Source organism: Rhizobium sp. 1399, from assembly GCF_031455475.1.
GTDB lineage: Bacteria > Pseudomonadota > Alphaproteobacteria > Rhizobiales > Rhizobiaceae > Rhizobium.
In genome coordinates this window covers 731,627-755,608 of record NZ_JAVDSU010000001.1, presented here as the reverse complement: position 1 = coordinate 755,608, position 23,982 = coordinate 731,627, and the positions used below count along the sequence as shown (strand labels likewise).

The window sequence follows — 23,982 nt, the reverse complement described above, 5'->3', positions numbered from 1 at the left end:
CTCATTTGCAAAATGAGATAAACTCTCTTATTTTCTTTGTCAACAGTCGAAGGAAGCGGAAGATGGTAGAAGAAGTGATCGCACGGCGTAGGCGCCAGCAGGAGTCGACCGGTCAGCCACGCCGCATCCCGAGCCAGCAGCGCGGCCGCGAGCGCTTCGAAAAAATCCTGACGGTTGCCTCCGACCTCATCGAAAAGAATGGCAGTGATGCCCTGAAGATGAGCGAGATTGTTGAAAAGGCTGAGCTTTCCTTTGGCGCCCTCTATCAGTATTTCCCGGACAAAACCTCGATCATCCGCACGCTCGCCGAGCGCTTCAACGAGCAGGGCCGGCAATGTGTAGCCGACGAATTGGCCAAGGTGACGGATGCCGACAATCTGCGAACGGCTCTCTGCGTCATCGCCGATGAATATTATGCCTTCTTTCGCCGCGAGCCTGTCATGCACGATATCTGGCACGCGACCCACACGGACAAGCTGCTTCAGGAAGTCGATGCCGAAGACATGGAATTTCACGCGCAGGCCCTGCTTTCAGTGCTAAAACAGATATGGCCGGAGCGGACCGAGACGGAGCTTCTGGCCATCGCCCGGCTGACGATGCAACTTCTCGCGGCTGCCGTCCGCTATGCTGTTTCACTGGATGAGGAAGAGGGCGTGCAGGCGATCGCGCTCTTCAAGAAGATGCAGATTGCGGATATCGACCGTCTGCTCGGCTGACGGGCTGCCTTCCATCTGGAAACCGGCCGCTCTTGCTGCTATTGCCGCTGGAACGTCAGCCGAAGGAGTAAGCCGCATGATCCAGACCACATTCCCTGATCGCGCCGTTATGGCAGAGCTGCTGGCCAAGATGCTCTGGGAGATCAAGGCGGTGCATTTCAACGCCGAGACGCCCTATAAGTATGCCTCGGGCATCATGAGCCCCGTCTATATCGATTGCCGCAAGCTCCTGTCCTTCCCGCGCATCCGCTCGACGGTGATGGATTTTGCCGCCAGCAGCCTGCTGCGCGATGCCGGTTTCGAGCAGTTCGATTGCATCGCCGGCGGTGAGACCGCGGGCATTCCCTTTGCCGCACTGCTTGCCGATCGTCTCGGCCTGCCGATGATCTATGTCCGCAAAAAGCCGAAGGGCCATGGCCGCAATGCGCAGATCGAAGGCGAGATGAAGGACGGCGCCCGCGTTCTCGTCATCGAGGATCTGACGACGGCCGGCGGCAGCATGTTCACCTTCATCGATGCCATTAGAGCCGCCGGCGGTGTCGTCGATCACGGCATCGCGCTCTTCTTCTACGGCATCTTCCCGGAGGCACATCAGCGCTTTGAGAATGGCAAGGTCCAGCTCCATTATATCGCCACCTGGCGCGAGGTTCTGGCAATCGCCAGGCAGCAGAAGCTCTTCGACGACAGGACGCTGCAGGAAGTCGAGGCCTTCCTCGATGCGCCGCTCGCCTGGTCGGCAAGGAATGGTGGCGTAAGTGAGCTTTCGCTCTAGCCTTTTGACAAAAGCTCGCTTAATCGATTGAGAAACGCGCAAGTCCTGTTGGGAGGAATTCGATGATTTTGTGCTGCGGCGAAGCCCTGATCGACATGCTGCCGAGGGATACGACTCTCGGCGAAAAGGGCTTTGCGCCCTATGCCGGCGGCGCGATCTTCAATACCGCGATTGCGCTTGGCCGCCTGGGTATCCCGACGGCCTTCTTCACCGGCATTGCCGATGACATGATGGGCGAAATCCTGCTTGATACGCTGAAGGCGAGCAATGTCGATTACAGCCCTTGCGCCATCACGCCGCGCCCCTCGACGATCGCCTTCGTCAAGCTCGTCAATGGTCAGGCGACCTATGCCTTCTACGATGAAGGCACGGCCGGCCGGATGATCACCACAGATGATCTGCCGACCCTTGGCGATGATTGCGAAGCCTTGCATTTCGGTGCGATCAGCCTGATCCCGAGCCCCTGCGGCGAAACCTACGAGGCCCTGCTCGACCGCGAGGCCGCCACGCGCGTCATCTCGCTCGACCCGAACATCCGCCCCGGTTTCATCAAGGACAAGGCCGCGCATATGGCCCGCATCAAGCGCATGGCCGCCAAGTCCGATATCGTGAAATTCTCCGACGAGGACCTCGAATGGTTCGGCCTGGAAGGTGACCACGATGCGCTCGCCGCCCATTGGCTGAACCATGGCGCCAGGCTCGTCGTCATCACCAAGGGTGCGGAAGGCGCCACCGGTTACACGAAAGATCGGAAAGTCACGGTCCCGAGCGAGCGCGTCACTGTGGTCGATACGGTCGGCGCCGGTGACACCTTCGATGCTGGCGTTCTCGCCTCGCTGAAGATGGATAACCTGTTGACCAAGGCGCAGGTCGCCAATCTTGATGAGCAGGCCCTGCGAAACGCCCTGGCGCTTGGCGCCAAGGCTGCCGCGGTCACCGTCTCCCGCGCAGGTGCTAATCCGCCCTGGGCGAAAGAGATCGGGCTTTGAGGCCGGAGCTGCAGTCTCTCGATTCCTCTTCTCCCCGAGCCGGAGAAGAGGATGTGCCTCAACGTCTCAACACCCTTTTCTTGCGCCCAGTCCAACGCAGGATCTGTCCGGTGCTTAAGGCAGTTCTTTCGCGCGGGCGCGCGCCTGGCTTTCCTTCTTAATCGGCCGACCGACCGGGCAGACCTCCTGCACGAAGCCGTTGAGCGTGTTGACGAGATTGTTCTCGATCAGAGAATAGTGGACGAACTGGCCCTGCTTCTCTCGCCGGATCAACGCCGCGGTCTCAAGAATGGAAAGATGCTGTGAAACGGCTGGCTTGGACATGCTGAAGCGGTCGGCAATCTCGCCGGCGGTCAGGCCCGATGCCGAGAGATAGGCAAGAATCTTCCGGCGTGGCGCGCTGGAGAGCGCGTGGAATACCCGCTGGGCGGCGCTGACGGAACCGTCTTCTACAGCATCATCGAAAGTCTCTTCGTCCAAGTCCGGTCTCCGTGCTGCAGCTCCGTTGCATCGATCCATTAATGAATTAAGCAATTAACGTATTGCTTAATTATCTCGGTTGATACAAAGTAATTAGGTAATTCCTTAATTAATGAACTGGCGGACGATGTTCAAGTGCTGGATGCGCCCGAGAGGAAGGAGTTTGCCATGAACAGTATTTCCACCGGACGCATGATCGATGACAACAGCGATCCACTGAAGGGCAGAGTGGTCTGGATGCCTGCAAAGTCGATCTGGATTACCGCCATGACCTTGATTGCCATCGTGGGTGGGCCATTGACCTTCACCTGGAGCACACTCGCCGTCTTCACCCTCCTGACCGCCATCACGATCTGCCTCGGTCATTCGGTCGGCATGCACCGGCTGCTGATTCACCGCTCATTCAGCACGCATATCTGGATCGAGCACTTTCTCGTCTATCTCGGTACGCTGGTCGGCATGTCCGGCCCTTTCGGCATGATCTATGCGCACGATATTCGCGATTGGGCGCAACGCCAGCGAGACTGCCATGATCTCTTTGCCCATCGGCGGTCCTTCTTCGTCGATGCCTTCTGGCAGATGCATTGCGCAGTGGTGCTCAACCATCCGCCGCGTTTCGTCCTCGGGGAGCGGGAGCAGCGCGATCGCTTCTACCGGTTCCTTGAGGCGACATGGATGGCGCAGCAGCTTCCCCTGGCGCTCGTGCTCTTCATGCTCGGCGGATTGCCGTGGGTGGTCTGGGGTATTGCCCTGCGGATATCGGTGTCGCTGACCGGACACTGGCTGGTCGGCCATTTCGCCCATCGCGACGGCCATCAGGGCTGGAGTGTCGATGATGTCGCGGTGCAGGGCTATAACCTGCCGCATTTCGGGCTGGTGACCTTCGGCGAGAGTTTCCACGGCAACCACCACGCCTTTCCGGATTCCGCCCGGCTCGGCATCGAACCGGGCCAGTTGGATCTCGGCTGGTATTTCATCCGGCTGCTGGCAAGGCTCGGCCTGGCTTCTGCAATCAAGCTCCCACACACGATTGTGCCAAGGCGAGGGTTGAAGCGCGTCAACGCATCCGGAACCTCTGCTGACGACGCCAATCGGACCCGGGCGCACGAAAGCCGTCTCTGAGCCTCATTCGATCCGATCGAGAAAGGCACGGACCTCCCGATTGAAGAGGTCCGGCTGCTGCAGCGGCGCAAAATGGCTGACGCCGGGCAGCAGCACGAATTCCGCATCCGGGATCGTCCTTGCCAGATAATCGGCATGGTCAGGCTTGATGAATTCGTCGTGTTCGCCGAGCACGATGGAAATCGGAACCTTGATGCCTGCCAGTTGTTCGGCCGTATAATTCGGCTCCGTCGACATCATCTTCGACACGTCGGCGACAAAGGCCTCGAACTGGTCCGGCGTTTCCGACAGCGCCTGATAGTCCTTCCTGTGGCGGCTGAAGCAGCGCTCGATGACGGGCGTTGCCTTGAATTCCTTGGTACCGCTGGGGTCCATGTTGCAGGCGAAGAAGAATACGCCGCAGACGCGGTCCGGCTGCTGATCAGCGAGGATCAGCGCCGTGCAGGCGCCGTCGCTCCAGCCGACGAGGGCTGCTTCCTGAAGTCCGATGTGATCCATGACGGCTAGCACGTCCGAAGCCATCAGCTGATAGGTATAGGGCCGATCGTCACGCGTGCTGCGGCCATGCCCACGACTGTCGATCACCACGACCCGATGGCCGGCTTCGATGCATGCAGGAACCTGATAACCCCAATTGCCGCTATTGCCGAGGCCGCCATGCAGCAGGATGACAGCCGGGCCTGCGCCGTAGCTCGCGTACCAGATGCGCGCGCCTTCGTGGTCGACGAGGCCTTGCTCATGCGAGGGCGGCAGTGGCGGTGCGCCGTTTGCCTCGAAGTTCACCAGTTCGTCATCATCAGCGGTCATGGGCTCCTCCTCTGTCGGTCCTTCTATAGACGACGACATGCCCTGCAATTCGACAGGGTCAAATAAAAAAGCCCACCCGCGTGACGGATGGGCTTCGATAGCAGCGCAATTGCCGAATTACTTGGCGAGCTTTGCCAGCGCGGCGACCAACCCTTGAGTCGAGGAGTCGTGACCTGCAGCGCTTTCCTTGCCTTCGACGACGGGCAGCAGGCCGGTCGCTAGCTCCTTGCCGAGCTCCACACCCCACTGGTCGAAGGAGTTGATGCGGAAGAGCACGCCTTCAACGAAAACGCGATGCTCATAGAGTGCGATCAGGCGGCCGAGTGCATAGGGCGTCAGCTTGTCGTAGACGAAGGTGATCGACGGGCGATTGCCGTTAAAGACGCGGTGCGGGGCGATGAAATCGGCCTGCTTGTCTTCCATGCCCTTGTCGGTCAGCTGCTTCTTGGCTTCCGCGAAGGTGCGGCCCTTCATCAGCGCTTCCGACTGGGCGAGAACGTTCGACATCAGAAGCTGATGCTGATGGCGCAGCTCCGGCTCGAAGCCGTTGGCAGCGATCATGAATTCGGCCGGGATGATGCTCGTGCCCTGATGGATGAGCTGGTAGAAGGCGTGCTGGCCGTTGGTGCCAGGCTCGCCCCAGACAACCGGGCCGGAATTGCCTTCGACAGGCGTGCCGTCGATGGTCACACCCTTGCCGTTCGATTCCATGTCGAGCTGCTGCAGATAGGCCGGGAAGCGAGACAGGCGCTGGTCATAAGGGAGCACGGCGCGTGTCGGGTAACCCAGTACATTGCGATGGTAGAAGCCGATGAGGCCGAGCAGGACAGGCAGGTTCTCGGTAATCGGTGCCTTACGGAAATGGTTGTCGACGGCATGCGCGCCATCGAGGAACTTGCCGAAATTCTCCGGACCGATCGCGATCATCAGCGGCAGGCCGATCGCCGACCAGATCGAGTAGCGGCCGCCGACCCAGTCCCAGAAGCCGAAGACACGCTCGCTCTCGATACCGAATGCGGAGACCTTGTCGAGGGCGGTGGAGACGGCGGCGAAATGGTGCTGAACGGCCGCTTCGCCAAGCGCGCTGGCGATGAACTTGCGCGCCGTCTGCGCATTGGTCATCGTCTCGACCGTTGTGAAGGTCTTGGAAGCGACGATGAACAGCGTCGTTTCCGGCTCCACAAGTTTCAGGATGTCGGCGATATGGGCGCCGTCGATATTGGAGACGAAATGGGCGCGCGGGCCGTCATGGAAGGGGGCGAGCGCCAGTGTCGCCATGACCGGACCGAGATCCGAGCCGCCGATGCCGATATTGATGACGTCGGTGATCTTCTTGCCGGTCGCGCCCTTCAGCGCGCCCGAGCGGACACCATCGGCAAACTTGCCCATGGCAGCGAGCACGGCGTTGACGTCAGGCATGACATCCTTGCCGTCGACCAGGACAGGGGTGTTGGAGCGGTTGCGGAGCGCGGTATGCAGCACGGCGCGGTTTTCGGTGAAGTTGATCGCCTTGCCGGAGAACATCTCCTCACGCTTCTTCTCGACGCCGCCTTCTTCGGCGAGCTTCACCAGAAGCTTCAGGATCTCGTCGTTCACGGCCGTCTTGGAAAAATCCATCAGCAGGTCGTCAAGCGATACGGAAAAGCGCGAGAAGCGCTTCGGATCATTAGCGAATGCGGCGCGCAGATCAGTGGCCTTGGTGGCAGCCGCGGTGCTCTTCAGTTGTTCGACGATGGCATTCATGGGAGACTCCTTTGGAGGCGGAGAGGGTTGCGGAAACTATTCTCTTTCCCGCAGTCAAATCAAGTTCAGCCATCTGACGAAATATGAAAAAAGCCACCCGCGACAAGCGGATGGCCCTCAATTTCATGAGACCGTCAAATTCAGCCGCGCAGGTCCTTGCGCAGGATCTTGCCGACGGGGCTCTTCGGCAGCTCGGTGCGGAATTCGATGAAGCGCGGCCGCTTGTAGTTGGTGAGATTGGCCGCGCAATGGGCCTTCACATCGGCTTCGGTGAGAGCAGGATCCTTGCGCACGATGAAGAGCTTGACCGCCTCGCCGGAATGCCCGTCAGGCACGCCGACCGCAGCCGCTTCCAGAATGCCGGCATGCATGGCGGCCACTTCCTCGATCTCGTTCGGATAGACGTTGAAGCCGGAGACGAGGATCATGTCCTTCTTGCGGTCGACGATCTTGGTATAGCCGCGCTCGTCCATGAAGCCCATGTCGCCGGTCCGGAAATAACCATCCGGCGTCATCACCCGCGCCGTCTCCTCCGGCTTGTTCCAATATCCGGCCATGACCTGCGGGCCGCGAATGCAGATCTCGCCGATCTCGCCAAGCGGCAGCGAATTGCCTTCCTCGTCGCGGATATCGAGTTCCGTCGAGGGGATGGGAAGGCCGATCGAGCCGGTGAATTCGGGTGAATCGAAGCGATTGGCGGTCGCAACAGGCGAGGTCTCGGAGAGGCCGTAACCCTCGGTCACGTGCGAGCCCGTCACCTTCAGCCAGCGTTCGGCCACCGGCCGCTGCACGGCCATGCCGCCGCCGAGCGACATGACGAGAGAGGAGAAATCGAGCTTGGCGAAGTCGGCGTTGTTGAGCAGCGCGTTGAAGAGCGTATTGAGGCCGGGGAAGATATGGATATCAGACTTCTGGAATTCCTTAACAAGCCCTGGAATGTCGCGAGGATTGGCGATCAGCACATTGTGGGCGCCGAGCGACATGCCCATCAGCGAATTCACCGTCAGTGCGAAGATGTGATAGAGCGGCAGCGCACAGAGGAAGTTCAGGACCTCAGGCTGCTTCTTTTTGTCGAAGGCGGATTTCAGCCAGAGCTGCAGCTGCATCTTGTTGGCAAGCAGGTTCTGATGCGTCAGCATCGCACCCTTGGCAATACCTGTCGTCCCACCCGTATATTGCAGGAAGGCAATGTCGCTGCCGGTGAGCGCGACGGGCGCAAGCGTCCTGTTCGCTCCCGCCGATAGCACCTGCCTGAAACTTTTGTGTTGCGGAATGGACCAGGACGGAACGAGCCTCTTCACCCGGCGGACGACGAAATTGATGATATGCCCCTTTGGGCCGAGCATTTCGCCGAGAGAGCTGACGACGACATGGCGCAGGTCCGTCTTGTTGATGACCTGTTCGACAGTGCGCGCGAAGTTTTCCAGAACGAAGATCGCCTTGGCGCCGGAATCGTTAAGCTGGTGCTCAAGCTCGCGCGGCGTATAGAGCGGGTTGACGTTTACGACGACAAGTCCGGCGCGCAGGATGCCGTAGACCGCGACGGGGTTTTGCAGAACGTTCGGCATCATCACGGCCACGCGGTCGCCCTTCTGCAGGCCGACGCTCTGCAGCCAGGCGGCCACTTTGCGGGTCTGTGCCTCGAGCGTGCGATAGGTCATCGTTCTGCCCATGCTCGAAAAGGCCCTGCGATCGGCAAAGCGGGCACAGCTCTTTTCCAGGAGGTCGGGAAGCGAGGCGAATTCCAACGGGGGAATCTCAGCCGGAACGATATCAGGATAGGTGGCAAGCCATGGTTTTTCCGGTTTCGCACCACCAGGGTGGACGGAAATACTGCTCATTGTGTCTCTCTCCCATTCGGCCGCCGAAACCGGATGACACCGGTCGATCGGAAGATCCTCCATCCTCCGTCAAGGCAGCTTATGCCATTGCTTGAGCGGTTCAAGCGGATTGAGGCTACAATAACCTTGACGTAAACGTCAATATCGCGGTGGTCGCATATGAACAGCATGTGACAGGGAACTTTGAAGCATAGGGCACGTTTTCTCGATGTGGAAGAACCACGAGGAACGACAAAGGAGGTGCACAATGCTGAATCAGGATTCTGACGTCACTCGCCGCGACCCGAATGTGAAGGATACGCCGACGCTGATCGCCAGCGATCGCGTTGAAGGCACCCGTGTCTTTGGCGCCGATGGCAAACACATCGGTTCCATCGAACGTCTCATCCTCGGAAAGCAGGACGGTCGCGTCGCTTACGCCGTTCTGAGCTTTGGCGGCTTCCTTGGCATCGGCAATGACCACTATCCGCTGCCGTGGGAAAAGCTGACCTACGATACCCAGCTGGACGGCTATCGCATCGATCTCACCAAGGAGCAGATCGAAGGCGCGCCGAGCTACGCGGATGACGATGACACCTGGTACAACGATAATGGCCGCCGCGTGTATGATTATTATGGCGTGCCGCCCTACTGGATGTAACGTCGTCCGCGAGGACGAGCCGGTAGAGGCCCCGCGAGAGCGGGGCCTTTCAGTTTTTATTGACGAGATCATTGGCAGTGCGAAGCACTGTGCCAACCACGATATCTTCGGCCGACAGGGACTTGTCGGTCGTAACACGGAAGACATGGCTTTCACCCGGCAGCAACGTCACCAGCATGGAATCCACGACCGCCGCAGGATCGAGCCGATCCGCCATCAGGCAAAGATCCTTCAGGAAGCTCTTTGCACTCACCGTGACATCCCAGCCATCGTCCGATCTTGCCAGCGATATGTTGACGTCTGGCACCGGAAGCTTCAGCTCGATATCCTCGACGAAATAGTGGAAGGCGCGCTTGTCCAGCATCTGCACGACGATGACTTCTTCATCCGCCGCGCGTGAAGTCGCGATATCCTGCGGCAACGGAAATTCCTTCGCTTCGAACCGGTCGCAGAGCAGCCGCCAGAATTCAAATTCCGCCAGCACCGTACCATCAAGCCGCATGCGCTTGCCGCTGATTTTCGAGCGCCAGAACAGTGTCTGCTCGTTAACCGCGACCGCGGAAAGGCCCTCGCCACGCGGCTGGATTGTCAGCAGGCGGGGATGGAACGCCTGTTGCATCGCATACCAGAGCGGCTTGCGCCGGCCGGCGGAATCAAGTGCTGCCCATGATGTAACCGGCCAGCAATCATTGAACTGCCAAACGACCGCGCCTTTACAGATATCGCGATGCGAGCGCATGTGCTCGACTGCGAAGCGGATGGCGCGTGCCTGATTGAGTTGGGTCGCAAAATGCCAGTCATCCATCGTCTGCGGCACGGGCAGGTGTCCGGCAAGGCCCTTGATGAGCTTGTCATTGCCCTGCGTCGCCTTCTGATGATGGAAGACGCCACGCGATTCCGGCGTCAGCGGTTCGTCATGCACGCTCTCCTGCAGCGTCGCCCATGCCGGCGGCGCCTGCCAGCCGAATTCGGAGCAGAAGCGCGGAATGTAGTTACGGTAGACTTCGTAACCGACGTCGTTCCACACGTCCCATATATGCTTGCAGCCGTGCCGGTCGTCATTCGGCTCGATCTCCATGGAGCCCGAATAGGGGCTGCCGGGATAATAGGGCCGGTCGGGATCGAGTTCGGCACAGAGCTTTGGCAGGACATCGAGATAGTAGCCGAGCCCCCAACTGACACCGTCCTTGATGATCGGCCGCCAGCCCCACTCGTCAAAACCCCAGATATTCTCATTATTGCCGTTCCAGATGATGAGCGATGCATGCGGCATCAGCCGCACCACATTGTCCCGCACCTCGGCGACGATTTCGCTGCGAAGCGGCTCTTCCTCCGGATAGGAGGCGCAGGCAAAAAGAAAATCCTGCCAGACCAGCATGCCGGCCCGGTCGCAGGCCTCATAAAACTCGTCCCGCTCGAAGATACCGCCGCCCCACACACGCAGCAGATTGATATTGGCAGCCTTCGCCTCATCGATCCGCGCCGCATAGCGTTCCGCCGTCACGCGCGAAGGGAAGCAATCGTCCGGTATCCAGTTGGCGCCACAGGCAAAGATCGGCACGTCGTTGATGACGAAGGTAAAGGCGGAGCCATGTGCGTCCGGCGCGGTGTCGAGCCGCAGCGAACGGAATCCGATCTCTTTCGAATAGAGGTCGAGTAAATCGCCGCTGGCATCCTCCAGCCGGATTTCCAGCGGGTAGAGCGGCTGCGCGCCGAGATGATGTGGCCACCAGAGCTGCGGTGAGGGCACGCAAACCTCGAAGGACACTTCGTCCGTATCGGCGTCGATCGCAACGGTCTGCGTGACGCCACCGATTTCTGCAACAAGCGTCGTCGGCACTGCCTCGCCTTGCCTTGCCAGCCGCGCTTGCATCTTGACGAGCCCATCGCCACCGGCAAGGGCGGCGGAAACCCTGATATCGGCAAGCCGCGCCCGATCCCAGCTCTCCAGCCGCACAGGCTTCCAGAGTCCGGCCGTCACAAGCGTCGGCCCCCAGTCCCAGCCGAAATTGCAGGCCATCTTGCGCATCAGGTTGCCCGGTCCCGGATAGTTGTTCGGGCGATAGCCGTAATGCTTCTCCATCTCCGCGCCATAGGCATAGGCGGAATGGAAGGTGATGCTGAGCTCGTTTGTATCTTCCCGCAGCAGCGACGAAACGTCGAAGCGATAGGTGCGGTGCATGTTGAAGGTGCGGCCGATCTCCTCGCCGTTCAGGCGGACCGTCGCAATCGTATCGACGCCGTCGAAGACGAGCTCCTGCACTTGGCCCGCATCAGGCTCGGCTTCGAAGTCCAGCCGGTAGATCCATTCCGTCTTGCCGATCCAGTCATTGGTGATTTCGTTGATGTCGAGATAGGGATCGGGGATCAGCCGGTTTGCGAGCAGGTCGAGATGCACGCAGCCTGGCACCGTTGCCGGAATCGAAGCAGGCAGACTGGTTCTTCCTGTATCGTTACAGAAAAGCGTCCAGCCGTTATGAAGGTCTCTCCTCCCAATCATTTCAGCCTCTTATGTTTATTGAAAACGGCCGTAGCGCTGCAGCACTTCGATCTTGTAGCCGTCTGGGTCGGTGATGAAGAAGAAAAGACCGAACAGCTTGCCGTCTCGGTTGAGTTCCACGAGCTTGCCGGGGTTGAGGCCGAGATCCGTCAGCCGCTTGTGTTCGATTTGCACTTCCTGAACGGAAACAGCCAGATGCCCATAGGCATCGCCGAGATTATAGGGCGCCGTGCGACCCTTGTTGACCGTCAGCTCCAGCTCGAAGCCGGTCTCTTCATTGCTCATATAGATCAGCGTGAAGGTCTCGAAATCGACACGGTCGGCAACCGCGAGCCCGAAGACCTTGCTGTAAAAATCGACCGAACGCGCCTCGTCCAGAACGCGGATCATGGAATGGATCATCTTGGCCAAGGCGGTCTCCCAATCGCTGATATCTCCGGCAGCCTTGGTAGCCGTCCTCTCAAGCCGGACGCAAGCCCATTCTGCGCGTGATGACGCCTTCGAGCATGCCAACGACATCATAGATCAGAACCGCCATCAGGCCGACGATCAGGCCGCCCTGCAGGATGAAGGCGGTGTTGTCGGAGATCAGGCCGGCAATGATGACCTCGCCGAGACCCTTTGCCGCAACCGTCGAGCCGATCGTCGCCGTGCCGATATTGATGACGGTTGCGACCTTCAGCCCTTCGAGGATCAGCGGCAATGCCAGCGGCAGCTCAACCTTGAAGAGACGCTGCGTCCCGTTCATGCCCATCCCGTCGGCAGCATCCAGCACCTGCGGCGACACCTGCTTGAGGCCTGCGACCGTATTTTCGAAAATCGGCAGCAGTCCGTAGAGAAAGAGCGCAATCAGCGTCGGCGCAGCGCCGAAGCCGGTGGCGGGAACGGCAAGCGCCAGCACCGCCACGGGCGGAAAGGTCTGGCCGGCATTGGCAATGGCGCGCGACAGTGGCAGGAAATCTGCTCCGCTCGGGCGGGTGACGAAAATGCCCCCAAGCACGGCAAGCACCGCGCTGCCGACAATCGAGATGAAGACCAGTTCCAGGTGCCCGAGTGCCAGCGAAGCGAGGCTGTTCTGCATGTAGACCGGCGGTGCATTGTTGTTGGTCAGCGGCACCAGCATGAAGGAGAGCCACTCTGTCCTGAAGATCAGGATGAGCAGCATCACCAGCGCCAGCGCGCGAAAAAGGTTGGCGACGAGAAACTTCATGCCTTGCGGCCCAGTTCGAGCAGCCGACCCATCGAGATCGAACCGACAGGCGCCTTGTTCGCATCCTGCACGGCGGCCTCGTCGACACCCTGCCAGATCATTTCGGCGAGAGCATCGCGAAGGCTCAGAGATTGCGCCAGTGAATAGGGCAGGCCCGGCTTGGCGGGCTCCATACTGTCCTTCAGTGGCGAGAGCGACATCAGCTTCAGCGCCCGGTCGGAGGTGCCGGTCAATTGCTGCACGAAGGGATCGGCCGGTTCCGTCAGGATCTTCTCTGGCGTCGAGCATTGCAGGAGCCTGCCGCCGCTCATGACGGCGATCTGGTTGCCGAGATGGAAGGCTTCGTCCATGTCATGCGTGACGAGGACGACCGTCGTGCCGAACTGTTTCTGGATCGCCAGCAGATCGTCCTGCGCCTTGCCGCGGATAACGGGGTCGAGCGCGCCGAAGGGCTCGTCCATCAATAGAAGCTCCGGTTCGGCCGCCAGCGCCCGGGCGACGCCGACGCGCTGCTGCTGGCCACCGGACAGCTGGTGCGGATATTTCTCGGCAAAGATCGCCGGGTCGAGATTGAAGAGGCCGAGCAGTTCCGCCACACGGCTGCCGATGCGGGCCGTATGCCAGCCGAGAAGCTCCGGCACGGTTGCAATGTTCTGCGCCACAGTCCGGTGCGGAAACAGGCCGTGTCCCTGGATGGCGTAGCCGATCTTGCGGCGAAGTTCGGTCGCCGGCGCGTCCATGATGTTTTGCCCGCCAACGAAGATCTGTCCCTCGGTGATCGGCACCAGCCGGTTGATCATTCGCATCAGCGTCGACTTGCCGGAGCCTGATGTGCCGACGATGACGGTGATCGAACCCTTCTCGACACTCATGGAGACATTGTCGACGACGGTTGCCGAGCCGTAGCGCTTGGTGACGTTTCTGATCTCGATCTTGCTCATGCGGCTGGCCCCTGAATGCTTTCGATGACCGCATCGAGGATGACGGCCGAGGAGAAGGCGAAGAAAACGGTCGGCACGGCGCCGAGCAGGACGAGGTCCATGGCCGTCTGGCCAAGCCCCTGGAAGATGAAGATGCCGAAGCCGCCGCCGCCGATCAGCGCGGCGATCGTTACCATGCCGATCGCCTGCACCAGCACGATGCGGATGCCGGTGAGGATGACGGGAAAGGCGAGCGGCAGGTCGATGCCGGTGAGAATCTGCTGGCGTGTCAGTCCCATGCCGGCTGCAGCATCACGCACTGAGGGATCGACACCTTCGAGGCCGACGACCGTATTGGCGACGATCGGCAGCAGCGAATAGAGCACGAGCGCGATCAGCGCCGGCGCGGTGCCGATGCCGCGAATGCCGATATCGGCCGCAAGCGGCACGTTTGCCGAGAGATAGCCGAGCGGCAGCATCAGGAGGCCGAAGAGTGCCAGGCTCGGAATGGTCTGGATGAGGCTCAGCGTCCGCAGCACGATCGCCCGCAGTTTCGGTACCCAGAAACAGAGGATGCCGAGTGGCAGCCCGAGAATGATGGCGATTGCGAGAGAACCGAGCGCCAAGAGCAGGTGAGAGACGGCTTCGGTCCAGAACTGGTCGGCGCGTGTCGAAAATTCCCGGAGGATCGACAGGCTGTCGAGCAGGCCGGACGAGAGGCAGATGGCGAGCAAGGCTGTGTAAGCGGCCAGTGCTGCAACACGCATCCACGGTGTCAGCTTTATCTTCACCAGCGCGTCGGAGATGATGAGGCCGATGACGCCGAGGAGCACCCAGAAGCTGCCGCCGGGCGTCATGCGCGCCACGGTGCTGCCTTGTGGTGTCGCAGCCGTCGCCACAAGGCCGATTGCAACAATCAGTGCGGCAAGGCAGAGCGTGCCAAGTCCCAGGCGAATGAAAGCGTTGCGCAGGAAAAGCGTCGCCAAGGCAGTGGCAACAAGGAGGACCATCAGGATGACGACGGAAGGCTGGGGAAGAAGCTGCGTCAGCAGCATTGGCTTGCCGGCGGCGATACGGTTTGCCTTCACATAGATGAAAGGCAGAAGGGCCGTCGCCACAATGCCGCCTGCCACCAGTACCACGCCGAGCCGGTCCAGCTTGCGGACCGCTAAGGTTTCTTCCATCGATCCAACCCTGTCCGGAAAAAGCCCCGCCCGAATACCGGGCGGGCACTACAGTGCCGCGCGTCTTTTCAGACGCGCAAAGGACGCTGTAGCACTTTAAACTGCTGCCTAATTTTATCCTTAAATCGGCTCCGATTTAAGGAATTAGGCACTAGGCAATTACTTCAGGAAACCTTTTTCCTTCAGATAGGCTTCGGCAACGGACTTTGCCGGCTCGCCATCGACCTGGATCTTGGCGTTGAGCTTGCGCAGTTCGTCAGCTGTCAGGCTCTGGAAGATCGGGGTGAGGATTTCCTGGATCTTCGGGTTTGCCTGCAGCACGGCCTCGCGGATGATCGGGGTCGGTGCATAGACCTGCTGCACGCTCTTGTCGTCTTCGAGAACCGTCAACTCGGCCGCTTCGATAGCACCATCCGTGCCGTAGACCATGGCGGTGTTGACGCCGTTGGTCTGGTCTGCCGCAGCCTTGATCGTTGCAGCGGTGTCACCGCCCGAAAGCACGACTTCCTGATCCGGCTTCAGCGTGAAGCCATAGGTCGTTTGGAAGGCGGGCAAGGCGCCGGCGGAGTTCACGAATTCGGCGGAGGCTGCAAGCTTGGCGGCACCGCCGCCCGAAACCCACTTGCCGAAGTCGGACAAGGTCTTGAGGTTGTTCGGGCCGGCGACGTCATTGCGCACGGCGAGCGCCCAGGTGTTGTTGGCGGGCGAGGGCGTCAGCCAGACGATCTTGTTGGCGTCATAGTCCAGCTTCTTCGCCAGCTGGTAACCCTGCTCGAGGTTCTTCCACGCGGCGTCATCGGCCTTGTTGAAGAAGAAGCCGGCATTGCCGGTATATTCCGGGTAGATGTCGATTTCGCCTGCGGTGATCGCCTTGCGTACGACAGGCGTTGCGCCGAGTGCGATGCGGTCCTGCGTCTTGATGCCGTTGGCTTCCAGCGCGAGCGCGATGACGTTGCCGAGTAGCGTGCCTTCCGTGTCGATCTTCGATGAAACGACGACGTCTGCGGCGTGGGCCGCGCCGGCCGCAAAGGCGGCAAGCGAAACGGCAAGTGCGAATTTCTTCAGCATGATTATCCCCTTGGTTGAACACCGTTAAACGTCGCGAAAGCCCCGGACGCGAAGCCTGCGCGCATAAAACCAGCCGGCATGGTCAGCCATCAGGCCATCATGCCGGAAATACGTGCGTCATGGAAATAGTGTGCATGCCCGAAAAATCGATGCCCGAAAATCGAAGCAGCCCCCTCCAGTATTCGCTCTCGCGACGCGATTATGGCGGCGAATGCAGGTCCGTGCGCGGAATTGCATTCCCTTTTCCAAGGGCGGCGCGATTTGTTTTTGTCCCCTTGCGTGTTTCCACGATGTTCCGGTGCTTTCAGTCGGTTCTTTCGCCGCCCGGATTTCTTATTGAGTGAACGATAGCCTGCACCTCTATGGGCAGGGATATCTTTTTTCACGAACACGTCATATCCTCCGCCTTTTCAGTAGTTTCCGGAGAAAGCCTTGCATCTCGGCGCCCTCTTCATCGCAAGCCATGTCCTCTCTTCCGGCTCCATGCGCGAAACGGCGCGTCGCTTCAACATCTCCGTCTCGACCGCGTCGGCAGCGATCGATAACCTGGAGACGGAACTCGCCCTGAAGCTCGCCGAACGTTCCTCGGGCGAACTGGTCATTCTGCTTGCCGGAGGCAGAGTTCTGGAGGGATTGGCGCCGATCCTTGCCGCAACAGGGCAGCTCGGCGACAAGCTTGGTCATCGTGAACCGGAAGCTTACGGACAATGGGCCGCCCGCATCCCCGTCAAGCTCGTCACCATGGAGCGTTACCTGGAGGTTGCCGATCAGGGCAGCATCAACAGAGCCGCCCGTCGTCTGCGCCTTGGTCAGCCGCAGCTTTCATTGCAGATTGCCAATCTTGAGAAATTCTTTGGAGGCAGACTCTTTGAGCGTCAGGCCCAGGGCTCGGCGCTGACGGAGGATGGCCGCTTCGCCTATACCGTCTTTTCGACCATCAGCCTCGCCTGGAACGAACTGAAATCCGCTGCGGACGAACGCTATCAGCGCACCGCTCGCTCACTGCGCATCGGTGCCATCATCCCTACGGGCTCGGAAAGCTGGGTTGCGCGCTGCCTGGGTAGCCTCGTTGCCGAGTGGAATGCCAGCCGCAACAAGAATGCTCTATCGCTGGTCTCGATGACTGCCGACGATCTGCGCGAGGCGCTGAAATCCGGGCGCATCGATGTTGCGATCCTCGATTCCGTCTTCGGCCTGGAAAGCTTCCGTCATCGCGAATTGCTGCGCACCGATATGGTGGCGATCGCCCCACTCGACAGCGTGGAAGCAACCGCCACGGAACTTGTGGCCAGCCATCCGATCTGCACGCCGAGTCCGCGCACCGGCATCGGCCATGCCGCCATGACCTTCGGCTATGACCGCACCCTGCATCGCCGCCTCCGCGATCGAGATATCACTGCGGCGGATTCGCTGCCCGTCATCGTCGATCTCGTCGCCAATCACGGCTATGTCTCCTTCCTCGGCCGTGTCAGCGCGATGCCGATTGCCGACCGGGTGCGCATCGTCGAGCTCGCCGAGCCGATGCCCATGTCTTATCACGTGGCCTTCAATCATCGGAAAGCCGCGGCTGACGCTTGTGACCTGCTGATCGCGACCGCGGCGAAAATTGTCCCGGCGCCTGTCGCGCAAAACAAAGCCTTCGCTTAAACAGGCTGCGGCGGGCCACGCGCGATGAAGATGAGCACTACGTCTACGCTATAGCCCTCTAACGCCGCCGATTGTGTGACTACAGGACAGGAAAGTGCTCGGCACGTTGATTGCTCAGCCCTTGCCTGCCGTTTACGCAGAAGGGCAAAAATGGCAACAACACGAACCAGCTTGATGGAGATCAGGACGCAGATGGAGTGCTGGAAGTCGATCGCGGAGCTGGGCATCCATCAGGCGCCCCCGAGGCCGACGCCGACCATCTCGATCGGCTGGACGACCTTGTCGAACAGTGCTTCGTCCACCTTGCCCGAGGCGAGAGCCGCCTGTTTGAGCGTGAGGTCATCGGTTCGGTAGCCGACGTAGAGATGTCCGCCATGACAGAACTCCTAACTGTTGGCGAGGGGTCGCTCACTGCGTTCAAGCATCAGCGACGTACTCTCAAAGCTCATCCTCACGCAGCTACATCCAACACGATCTTCCCGAATCCGCCACCCGCTTCCATATAGCGATGCGCATCGGCTGCCTCGGACAGTGGGAACACTTTGCCGACCAACGGCTTTAGCCGGCCATCGGCGAACATTGGCAGAGCTCCTTGGGCGAAGCGCTGAACCATGGCGCGCTTCTCCACCGCGCTGCGCGACTTCATCACGGTGCCGATAAGGCGCAGGTGATTGTGGAGCAGGAGAGCGAGAGGGATGACGGTATCGTCCTGCCCGCCCAGCAGGCCGACCTGCACGAGACGCCCGCCCGGCGCGAGGCTGCGCAGGTTGCGGGCGGGATAGTCGCCACCGACGAAGTCGACGATTACATCGACCCCGCTTCCGCCGGTGGCATCGCGAACGCCCTGCTCGAAGTCCTCCAACCGGTAATCAAACACGGCCTCTGCGCCCAAGCCCAAAACATCAATCCGGCGCTCGGCATTGGCCGTCGCGAAGACCCTGGCACTGAGGGCGTGCGCAATCTCCACGCCGGCGGAACCGATGCCGCCCGCTGCGGCGTGGACGAGCACGGCCAAGCCCTTGGCGGCACCACCAAGATGCACGACGGCCTCCCACGCGGTGACGAACGATTCCATCACCGCCGCCGCGCCGATAAGGTCAAGGCCATCGGGAACACGTACCGCCATGCCGCGGTCGACGCGGGCATATTCGGCATAGGCACCCCCTCCGACGATGGCCATCACGCGCTCGCCGGGGAGGATATCGGCGACATCGCTGCCGACAGCGACCACCTCGCCGGCCACTTCCAGCCCGAGCAGATCGCTCTCGCCATAATTCTGCCTGCCGTAATAGCCCTGGCGTTGAAGAAGGTCGGCGCGATTGACACCGGCTGCCTTCACCTTGACCAGAAGATCACCGGGGCGAGGTTGCGGCATCGGCGCCTCAGCAAGACGGAGAACCTCCGCCTTGCCGAAATCATCGAACGCGATCGCCTTCATTTCGCGGCGACCTTGCCGAGCGCCCGGCGGGCGATGCTGGCGGCGAAGAGTGGCGTCTCCCTGCGGTTGTGGTCACCGCCCGCTTCCTGTCGGGCGGCCGCCGCCTGTTCGAAGGTCTGGCCGTGCGCGGCAATGAAGTCCATGAAAACGTCGGTGGGGTGCGAGGTGACGCGATTGGTGTAGCGGGTGCGTCCGCCCTCTATCCCCTCGGCGATCAGCTCCCAGATCACGTTGACCTGTGTGCGCCCGACCGGGGTGAACACGTCCGAGATTGAGTTCATCCGGCAGTAACTCGGCGTTGCTTCCTCGGCGACGTAATGCTGCACGACCAGCGCGGTGCCGATCATCTCGACGTTAATCGACATGGGTCGGCCGTCATCCGTGGTCGTGGTGCCGGCACCGATGTGGTCGGGCGGGCAGCAGCGTAGATATTCGGCTTCCGGCAGGGTGAAGAGCCAGTCGGCAATATCGACCTTGTCCAGCGGGATGTCGATCTCGGCGGAATAGGCGGACAGGGAGAGGATCTTGTCGGTCAGTATCTTCATGGTTTTTCCTTTCGAGTGTCACGGATTAGATGACGACGTTGCTTTCCACGGACGACGAGCCAGCCACACCTCCGGTGCGCGCCACCCTTGCGGCCCGTATCCAGCGACAGTCTCGAACTTTTGATCTGCGAAGCATCCGTTTTTGCCGGTACAATCTGCTATCCGGACCGTTTCGTGAAAATTATACGTTCGTGTTAGGTCAGTAATTCAGAGTCAAATCGAACATACCTATGTATATATTTGCAGTCCCACGCCACGCGCGGGGGCCTTCGACGAGATTTACCTTGTTTTGGTCACGTCGAATGCTGTTGAACTCGCCGACCTCACGATGGGGATTGTGCGTCTATTGAAAGACAGCGATAAGCCGTAGCCTGCTGCAAACGGCTTTGCCTGGATCGCAAAGATGAGACCCCATTTCGCCGTGTTCCTGTCAACTTTCGTCGATGTCGTTAGGGCGGGGAGCTTTTCCGGCGCCGCCCGTCGGCGCGCGGTGACGCCTTCGGCGATCGTGCGCCAGATCGACACGCTGGAGGAGGATCTGGGCGTTGCCCTGCTGGTCCGCTCGACCCGCGCCCTCACGCTCACGGATGCCGGCCGGCGGCTGCACGAACGGGCCCTGCTGCTTCTTGACGAACTGGCCGACACCCACGCAGAGATCGCCGCCTTCGACGGTTCCGTCTCCGGCACACTCCGGATCGCCTGCTTCCCGACCTTTGGCAAGCGCTATGTCTTGCCGGTCGTCGCAGCGCTGCAAACTGAGCACCCCGCGCTCAAGGTCGAGCTCGACCTGACGGAGCGGCTGGCCGATCCGGTTCTCGAGCGTCTCGACGTGGTCATCCGCATGGGGGCGCTGGCCGATAGCACGCTGATCGCCACGAGGCTTGCGCCTCTGACCCGACTGTTGGTCGCAAGCCCGGCCTATCTGGCACGGGCGGGTGTGCCCGATAGCGTCGCCGATCTCTCATCGCACCGTTTGATCGACAAGCTGCATGGCGCTGATCTTCTGGGTTGGCGGGACCTGCTCGACGGCCCGGCGGGCCATGCGGGGAACGGTATGGTGACGTTCCGTTCAGACGATTTCGAAGCCCTGCGCGCGGCGGCCCAGGAGGGGCTGGGGATCGCATTCCTGTCGAGCTGGGTCGTCGGACCGGACGTCAAGGCAGGGAGACTGGTCCGGTTGCGGCCGGGCGATGAACCCTGGAACGCTGCGCCGGCCGGGATCTACCTCCTGCGCGCCCTGCCGCAGGCGAGTGCCAAGGTGCGAGCCTTCACCGAGGCGCTGCGGACGTCAATCGGAAGTCCACCAATCTGGGAACCATGATTTGGCGCGTCTTTGTAGAACAGCAATCATCGGCATGCGCGGACCCAATCGGGGTTTGAGGGTTGTTTACGCTATTCGACAATCAATGTGTTGCTGACTCACCATAGCCCTACGCCGCCGCGCCTGACGTTACGATGGGGAGCGTCAGAAGGGGGGAAAGGCGGCTATCGGCGGTAAGCCGTTCGTGAAATGGGCTGCATGGGCTACTTTGGCCGAAATGGCGGAACGAGAAGGATTCGGGATATGACGGTTTTGCTGGAAGTATGCGTCGATAGCGCTCAGGGCCTTGTGGCTGCAATCGAGGGCGGTGCTGGCCGCATCGAGCTCTGCTCGGCGCTGGAGCTTGGCGGGCTGACGCCATTGCCGAGCCTGATGCGAATTGCCGCCGAAGCGCCGATCCCCGTCTATGCAATGATCCGCCCGCATGCCGGCCCCTTCATCTTCGATGCGACGGACGAAAAGGCGATGCTTGCCGATATCGATGCTGTCAGGGCCGCTGGCCTTGCCGGCGTCGTCATCGGCGCCAACCGACTGGACGGCACGCTCGACATGCCGCTCATTCATCGCCTGAAGGCCCATGCGTCCGGCCTCGGCTCGACGCTGCATCGCGCTTTCGATCTCGTGCCGGATCCGGATGCCGCGCTGGAACAGGCGGTCGAGCTTGGCTGCGAGCGCATCCTCACCTCAGGCTGCGTGCCGAAGGCGATGGACGGGCTAGAAACGCTGAAGCGTATCTCCGTCAAGGCTGCCGGCCGCATCTCCATCATGCCGGGCAGTGGCGTGCGACCGGCCAATGTCGTCGAGATCCTGCGGGCAACAGGCGCGCACGAAGTTCACGGCTCCTGCAGTTCTGCCGTTGCCAGCGCCGATCCGCGCGCCGTCTCTTTCGGCTTCGATGTGCCGAGCTCGAACCGCACCGATGTCGCGGTCGTCAGGCAGATGCGCGCTGCGGTCGACGCGGCTTAAGCGGCGACCTTGATGACGGCCTTGATGAGGCCGCTCTTCTCATGCGCCCAGCGGGCGAGATCGCGCGGCGCATCGGCAAGCGTCGTGCGATGGGTGATCAGCTTGTCGACCGGAACGAGACCCTTGGCGATCGAATCCGCGACATGTTCGAAGTCGACGCGCGTCGCATTGCGGCTGCCGATGACCATCATTTCCCGCTTGTGGAATTCCGGATCGGAGAAGCGGATATCGTCTTTCACGACGCTGACCAGCACCAGGGCGCCGCCATGGGCGACAAAGCTGAAGGCCTTCTCTATCGAAGGTCCAAAGCCTGTCGCGTCAAAGACGACGTCAAAACCATCGCCGTCCGTCCTGGCTTTCACGACATCGGCTGTCCCATCATTGGCGACGATCCCTGATGTAAAGCCGAAGCGCTCCGACGCCATCTGCAGCCGTTCCGCACTCGTATCCAGCAGCGTCACGTCATGACCAGCAATACGCGAGAAGATTGCCGCGCCTAGGCCGATCGGACCTGCGCCGATGACAAGCGAGCGGGAACCTGCAGGCGCCATGGATCGGCGTACCGCATGCGCCCCAATGGCCAGGAATTCGACGGTCGCCGCGGCCTCGAGGCTGAGGCCCTTGGCGGCATAGAGATTGCCCGCGGGCACTACGATTTCCTCGCAGAAAGCACCATCCGTATGGACGCCGAGAACCTTGATATTGGTGCAGCAATTGGGCTTGCCCTGCCGGCAGGCGACACAGCTTCCGCAGGAGAGATAGGGATTGACGATGACGGGCGTACCGACGGCCATCGCCACCCCGTCGCCGGTCTCCAGCACCGTCGCTGAGATCTCATGTCCCATGACGCGCGGATATTCGAGAAAGGGGTGCTTGCCTTCGAAGATATGATAGTCCGTGCCGCAGATGCCGACATGGCTGACGGCAAGCCGTACCCAGCCGGTATCAGGTTTTTCGGGGGAGGGGCGCTCGACGAGATCGAGTACACCGGGTTCGCGGCAAAGGACAGCTTTCATGACAGTTCTCGCATTGCTGAAAAGAAGAAAGCCGGCCTTTGGGCCGGCTTCGTTTTGCATCTCGCTCAGCCCGTCCGGCGCCGGCGAAGCTGGTCGAAGTAGACGATGACGATGATCAGCAGGCCGGTGATGATGCGCTGCCAGAACGAGTTGACGTTCAGGAGATTTGCGCCGTTGTTGATGGTCGCCAGAATGAAGGCGCCGATCAGCGGACCATGCACGGAACCGACGGCTCCGAAGAGCGACGTGCCGCCGATGACCGAGGAGGCGATCGCCTGCAGTTCCCAGCCGTCGGCCTGTGTCGCGTTACCGATGGCGATACGCGAGGCGAGCAACACGCCGACGAAAGCCGCAAACGAAGCCGAAAGGATGTAGGCGAGGTAGATCATCCCCTTGACGTTGACGCCGGAAAGGCGCGCCGCTTCGGCATTCGAGCCGACGGCGAAGAGATAGCGGCCCCAGCGGCTCAGATGCAGGAAGACGAAGGAGGGGATCGCAACCAGGATGACCATCCAGAACAGGCTTGGGACGCCAAGGAAATCGGCGCGGGCGAAGTTGCTGAAGCCCTCGTCGGTGATGCTGATCGTAGAGCCGTTGGTGATCAGCAGGCCAATGCCGCGCAGCGATGTCAGCGTCGCCAGCGTGATGATGAACGGCGGCAGGCCCATATGCACGATGCCGAAGCCATGGAAGGAGCCGATCGCGACACCGATTGCCAGCGTCAGCAAGATTGCCGCCCAGAGCGGTACGCCCGCCTGCAGCAGCCAGGCGATGATGACCGTGCAGAAGCCGACGATTGCGCCGACAGAAAGGTCGATGCCGGCGGTGATGATGACGAAGGTCTGGCCGAGCGCCAGGATCGCCGTCATCGCGCCTTGGCGCAGCAGGTTGGAGATGTTGAGCGGCGTCCAGAAGCTGGCTGTCGAGAAGCCGAGCACGACCCAGAGGAAGATCAGCAACCCGATCAGCGTCAGGCCGAACAGGATGTTCATCTTCCGGCGCGGCGGCGGCGCGACGATTTCGGTGGGGGTTACAGTCATGAATTTTCTCCCTCTTA

The 23,982-nt window shown here is 60.8% G+C and carries 22 protein-coding genes; 8 read left to right on the top strand and 14 right to left on the bottom strand.

The genetic code is table 11. The features are described from left to right. Positions 1 to 62 precede the first annotated feature (62 nt). The 3 genes from J2X71_RS03915 (at position 63) to J2X71_RS03905 (ending at position 2,477) form a co-directional block, all read left to right on the top strand. On the top strand, positions 63 to 716 hold the full coding sequence (locus J2X71_RS03915; protein WP_310379104.1) for a TetR/AcrR family transcriptional regulator: 654 nt from the start codon (positions 63 to 65) through the stop codon (positions 714 to 716). 76 nt (positions 717 to 792) lie between these two features. Continuing rightward, positions 793 to 1,488 carry an orotate phosphoribosyltransferase gene (locus tag J2X71_RS03910; RefSeq protein WP_113322884.1) on the top strand — a complete coding sequence of 232 codons (696 nt, stop codon included), beginning with the start codon at positions 793 to 795 and terminating at the stop codon, positions 1,486 to 1,488. 62 nt (positions 1,489 to 1,550) lie between these two features. Beyond that, positions 1,551 to 2,477: a carbohydrate kinase gene (locus tag J2X71_RS03905; protein ID WP_310379101.1), complete on the top strand. Its 927-nt coding sequence runs from the start codon at positions 1,551 to 1,553 to the stop codon at positions 2,475 to 2,477. A gap of 114 nt (positions 2,478 to 2,591) precedes the next feature. Here J2X71_RS03905 and J2X71_RS03900 read toward each other — a convergent pair whose 3' ends face one another. Continuing rightward, positions 2,592 to 2,957, bottom strand: a complete 366-nt coding sequence (locus J2X71_RS03900) for a metalloregulator ArsR/SmtB family transcription factor (RefSeq protein WP_310379099.1) — start codon at positions 2,955 to 2,957, stop codon at positions 2,592 to 2,594. Positions 2,958 to 3,125: 168 nt separating this feature from the next. On the opposite strand from J2X71_RS03900, the gene J2X71_RS03895 reads away from it, so the two are divergent. Continuing rightward, complete coding sequence (locus J2X71_RS03895) at positions 3,126 to 4,079, top strand: acyl-CoA desaturase (RefSeq protein WP_310379097.1); 954 nt, start codon at positions 3,126 to 3,128, stop codon at positions 4,077 to 4,079. A 3-nt stretch (positions 4,080 to 4,082) separates the two neighbouring features. Here J2X71_RS03895 and J2X71_RS03890 read toward each other — a convergent pair whose 3' ends face one another. From J2X71_RS03890 to J2X71_RS03880, 3 genes are all read right to left on the bottom strand, one after another. After that, entirely contained in the window at positions 4,083 to 4,886 is an 804-nt protein-coding gene (locus J2X71_RS03890; protein ID WP_310379095.1) for an alpha/beta hydrolase, read from the bottom strand. A 117-nt stretch (positions 4,887 to 5,003) separates the two neighbouring features. Then, the gene (pgi, locus tag J2X71_RS03885; protein ID WP_310379094.1) at positions 5,004 to 6,629 is read right to left on the bottom strand and encodes a glucose-6-phosphate isomerase; all 1,626 of its coding nucleotides are present in this window, start codon (positions 6,627 to 6,629) and stop codon (positions 5,004 to 5,006) included. A 140-nt stretch (positions 6,630 to 6,769) separates the two neighbouring features. Beyond that, complete coding sequence (locus J2X71_RS03880; protein WP_310379092.1) at positions 6,770 to 8,470, bottom strand: long-chain fatty acid--CoA ligase; 1,701 nt, start codon at positions 8,468 to 8,470, stop codon at positions 6,770 to 6,772. Between the two features lie 247 nt (positions 8,471 to 8,717). On the opposite strand from J2X71_RS03880, the gene J2X71_RS03875 reads away from it, so the two are divergent. Continuing rightward, entirely contained in the window at positions 8,718 to 9,110 is a 393-nt protein-coding gene (locus J2X71_RS03875; protein ID WP_310379090.1) for a PRC-barrel domain-containing protein, read from the top strand. Between the two features lie 49 nt (positions 9,111 to 9,159). On the opposite strand, the gene J2X71_RS03870 is transcribed toward J2X71_RS03875, so the two are convergent. From J2X71_RS03870 to J2X71_RS03845, 6 genes are all read right to left on the bottom strand, one after another. Next, positions 9,160 to 11,610, bottom strand: coding sequence for a glycosyl hydrolase 2 galactose-binding domain-containing protein (locus J2X71_RS03870; protein ID WP_029868611.1), 2,451 nt, complete (start codon positions 11,608 to 11,610; stop codon positions 9,160 to 9,162). A 15-nt stretch (positions 11,611 to 11,625) separates the two neighbouring features. Beyond that, on the bottom strand, positions 11,626 to 12,021 hold the full coding sequence (locus J2X71_RS03865; RefSeq protein WP_029868610.1) for a VOC family protein: 396 nt from the start codon (positions 12,019 to 12,021) through the stop codon (positions 11,626 to 11,628). Positions 12,022 to 12,070: 49 nt separating this feature from the next. Continuing rightward, positions 12,071 to 12,820, bottom strand: a complete 750-nt coding sequence (locus tag J2X71_RS03860) for an ABC transporter permease (RefSeq protein WP_029868609.1) — start codon at positions 12,818 to 12,820, stop codon at positions 12,071 to 12,073. Continuing rightward, positions 12,817 to 13,761, bottom strand: coding sequence for an ABC transporter ATP-binding protein (locus J2X71_RS03855; RefSeq protein ID WP_310379086.1), 945 nt, complete (start codon positions 13,759 to 13,761; stop codon positions 12,817 to 12,819). Before J2X71_RS03855 ends, J2X71_RS03860 begins: the two co-directional genes overlap by 4 nt. Then, complete coding sequence (locus J2X71_RS03850) at positions 13,758 to 14,924, bottom strand: ABC transporter permease (protein ID WP_310379084.1); 1,167 nt, start codon at positions 14,922 to 14,924, stop codon at positions 13,758 to 13,760. The genes J2X71_RS03855 and J2X71_RS03850 overlap by 4 nt, the downstream gene beginning before the upstream one ends. A gap of 159 nt (positions 14,925 to 15,083) precedes the next feature. Continuing rightward, the gene (locus tag J2X71_RS03845; RefSeq protein WP_310379082.1) at positions 15,084 to 15,992 is read right to left on the bottom strand and encodes an ABC transporter substrate-binding protein; all 909 of its coding nucleotides are present in this window, start codon (positions 15,990 to 15,992) and stop codon (positions 15,084 to 15,086) included. Between the two features lie 432 nt (positions 15,993 to 16,424). Between J2X71_RS03845 and J2X71_RS03840 the strand changes: the two genes are divergently transcribed. Further along, positions 16,425 to 17,639 carry a LysR family transcriptional regulator gene (locus J2X71_RS03840; RefSeq protein WP_310379079.1) on the top strand — a complete coding sequence of 405 codons (1,215 nt, stop codon included), beginning with the start codon at positions 16,425 to 16,427 and terminating at the stop codon, positions 17,637 to 17,639. Positions 17,640 to 18,090: 451 nt separating this feature from the next. Here the strand turns inward: J2X71_RS03840 and J2X71_RS03835 are convergent, their stop codons facing one another. After that, complete coding sequence (locus tag J2X71_RS03835; RefSeq protein ID WP_310379077.1) at positions 18,091 to 19,077, bottom strand: NAD(P)H-quinone oxidoreductase; 987 nt, start codon at positions 19,075 to 19,077, stop codon at positions 18,091 to 18,093. Then, positions 19,074 to 19,622: a hypothetical protein gene (locus tag J2X71_RS03830; protein ID WP_310379074.1), complete on the bottom strand. Its 549-nt coding sequence runs from the start codon at positions 19,620 to 19,622 to the stop codon at positions 19,074 to 19,076. Before J2X71_RS03830 ends, J2X71_RS03835 begins: the two co-directional genes overlap by 4 nt. 403 nt (positions 19,623 to 20,025) lie before the next feature. Between J2X71_RS03830 and J2X71_RS03825 the strand changes: the two genes are divergently transcribed. Then, a complete protein-coding gene (locus J2X71_RS03825; protein WP_310379072.1) occupies positions 20,026 to 20,943 on the top strand; it encodes a LysR family transcriptional regulator in 918 nt (305 codons plus the stop codon). A gap of 243 nt (positions 20,944 to 21,186) precedes the next feature. Further along, positions 21,187 to 21,909, top strand: coding sequence for a copper homeostasis protein CutC (locus tag J2X71_RS03820; protein WP_310379071.1), 723 nt, complete (start codon positions 21,187 to 21,189; stop codon positions 21,907 to 21,909). On the opposite strand, the gene J2X71_RS03815 is transcribed toward J2X71_RS03820, so the two are convergent. Both J2X71_RS03815 and J2X71_RS03810 read right to left on the bottom strand, forming a co-directional pair. Continuing rightward, positions 21,906 to 22,925 (bottom strand): zinc-binding alcohol dehydrogenase family protein, encoded by a 1,020-nt coding sequence (locus tag J2X71_RS03815; protein WP_310379069.1) that lies wholly within the window; start codon positions 22,923 to 22,925, stop codon positions 21,906 to 21,908. The genes J2X71_RS03820 and J2X71_RS03815 overlap by 4 nt on opposite strands. A 65-nt stretch (positions 22,926 to 22,990) precedes the next feature. Next, on the bottom strand, positions 22,991 to 23,965 hold the full coding sequence (locus J2X71_RS03810; protein WP_113322900.1) for an ABC transporter permease: 975 nt from the start codon (positions 23,963 to 23,965) through the stop codon (positions 22,991 to 22,993). Between the last annotated feature and the right edge of the window lie 17 nt (positions 23,966 to 23,982).

Excerpts from the sequence above, each read along its gene's own strand:
- J2X71_RS03915 (WP_310379104.1), top strand. The coding sequence starts at position 63 with ATGGTAGAAGAAGTGATCGCACGGCGTAGGCGCCAGCAGGAGTCGACC.
- J2X71_RS03910 (WP_113322884.1), top strand. The coding sequence starts at position 793 with ATGATCCAGACCACATTCCCTGATCGCGCCGTTATGGCAGAGCTGCTG.
- J2X71_RS03905 (WP_310379101.1), top strand. The coding sequence starts at position 1,551 with ATGATTTTGTGCTGCGGCGAAGCCCTGATCGACATGCTGCCGAGGGAT.
- J2X71_RS03895 (WP_310379097.1), top strand. The coding sequence starts at position 3,126 with ATGAACAGTATTTCCACCGGACGCATGATCGATGACAACAGCGATCCA.
- J2X71_RS03890 (WP_310379095.1), bottom strand. The coding sequence starts at position 4,886 with ATGACCGCTGATGATGACGAACTGGTGAACTTCGAGGCAAACGGCGCA.
- pgi (WP_310379094.1), bottom strand. The coding sequence starts at position 6,629 with ATGAATGCCATCGTCGAACAACTGAAGAGCACCGCGGCTGCCACCAAG.
- J2X71_RS03880 (WP_310379092.1), bottom strand. The coding sequence starts at position 8,470 with ATGAGCAGTATTTCCGTCCACCCTGGTGGTGCGAAACCGGAAAAACCA.
- J2X71_RS03875 (WP_310379090.1), top strand. The coding sequence starts at position 8,718 with ATGCTGAATCAGGATTCTGACGTCACTCGCCGCGACCCGAATGTGAAG.
- J2X71_RS03870 (WP_029868611.1), bottom strand. The coding sequence starts at position 11,610 with ATGATTGGGAGGAGAGACCTTCATAACGGCTGGACGCTTTTCTGTAAC.
- J2X71_RS03860 (WP_029868609.1), bottom strand. The coding sequence starts at position 12,820 with ATGAAGTTTCTCGTCGCCAACCTTTTTCGCGCGCTGGCGCTGGTGATG.
- J2X71_RS03855 (WP_310379086.1), bottom strand. The coding sequence starts at position 13,761 with ATGAGCAAGATCGAGATCAGAAACGTCACCAAGCGCTACGGCTCGGCA.
- J2X71_RS03850 (WP_310379084.1), bottom strand. The coding sequence starts at position 14,924 with ATGGAAGAAACCTTAGCGGTCCGCAAGCTGGACCGGCTCGGCGTGGTA.
- J2X71_RS03845 (WP_310379082.1), bottom strand. The coding sequence starts at position 15,992 with ATGCTGAAGAAATTCGCACTTGCCGTTTCGCTTGCCGCCTTTGCGGCC.
- J2X71_RS03835 (WP_310379077.1), bottom strand. The coding sequence starts at position 19,077 with ATGAAGGCGATCGCGTTCGATGATTTCGGCAAGGCGGAGGTTCTCCGT.
- J2X71_RS03830 (WP_310379074.1), bottom strand. The coding sequence starts at position 19,622 with ATGAAGATACTGACCGACAAGATCCTCTCCCTGTCCGCCTATTCCGCC.
- J2X71_RS03825 (WP_310379072.1), top strand. The coding sequence starts at position 20,026 with ATGAGACCCCATTTCGCCGTGTTCCTGTCAACTTTCGTCGATGTCGTT.
- J2X71_RS03820 (WP_310379071.1), top strand. The coding sequence starts at position 21,187 with ATGACGGTTTTGCTGGAAGTATGCGTCGATAGCGCTCAGGGCCTTGTG.
- J2X71_RS03815 (WP_310379069.1), bottom strand. The coding sequence starts at position 22,925 with ATGAAAGCTGTCCTTTGCCGCGAACCCGGTGTACTCGATCTCGTCGAG.
- J2X71_RS03810 (WP_113322900.1), bottom strand. The coding sequence starts at position 23,965 with ATGACTGTAACCCCCACCGAAATCGTCGCGCCGCCGCCGCGCCGGAAG.